This window comes from Streptomyces sp. bgisy159 (genome assembly GCF_057707805.1).
The window spans coordinates 1-968 of record NZ_JBYIQX010000124.1 but is presented as its reverse complement, the minus strand read 5'-3'; the positions used below and the strand labels follow the sequence as shown (position 1 = coordinate 968).

At 69.7% G+C, this 968-nt stretch carries 1 pseudogene; it reads right to left on the bottom strand.

From position 1 onward, the window contains the following. Positions 1-968: pseudogene (locus AC3ET3_RS36095) on the bottom strand (IS3 family transposase); the annotation flags it as partial.

Sequence of the window (968 nt, the reverse complement as noted above, 5' to 3'; positions counted from 1 at the left end):
ACGGCGATCGAGGACGTTCTTCTGCAGTAGCGCGAAGAAACTCTCCATGGCCGCATTGTCGCCGGCCGCACCGACCCGGCCCATGGAGCCGACCAGGCCGTGACGTGCGAGAACGGACACGAACTTCCGTGAGCGGAACTGCGATCCGCGATCGGAATGAACAATGCATCCGGCGACCTGGCCGCGACGGGCGACGGCGGATTCAAGGGCTCTCACCGCGAGGCTGGACTTCATCCGCGCGTCGATGGAATAGCCCACGATGCGGCCGGAGTACAGGTCCTTGACCGCGCAAAGATACAGCTTGCCCTCGCCGGTCGCGTGCTCGGTGATGTCCGTGAGCCACAGCCGGTTCGGCCCGGCTGTGGTGAAGTCCCGCCGCACCCGGTCATCGTGGACAGGCGGCCCGGCCTTGGCATTCTTCCCGCGGCCCCGTCGCTTGCCGAAGGCGCTCCACCAGCCGTTGTCCCGGCAGATCCGCCAGGCGGTCCGCTCGGCCATCGCCTCACCGGCCGCCCGGGCCTCGTCGAGGAGGAAGCGGTGGCCGAACTCGGGATCGTCGCGGTGCGCGTCGAACAGCGCGTTGGCCCGGTATGCCTCGGCCATCTCGGCGTCGGTGACCGGCCTGTCCAGCCACCGGTAGTAGGGCTGGCGGGCCAGCCCGAGCACCCGGCACGTCACCGCCACCGGCACCCTGTGAGGGGCATCGGCGGCGGCCAGCTCGCGGACGAGCGGGTACATCATTTTGCCGGCAGGTTCGCCTGCGACAGATACGCCGCAGCCCTCCTGAGGACCTCGTTCTCCTGCTCCAGCAGCCGGATGCGCTTGCGGGCCTCACGCAGCTCGGCCGACTCACCCGATGCCGTGGCGGGCCTGGCGCCCTCGTCGGTGTCGGCGCGGCGCAGCCACTTCGACAGAGCGATCGGGTGGACGCCGAAGTCGGCGGCGATCTGTTCCAGCGTGACGCCGGC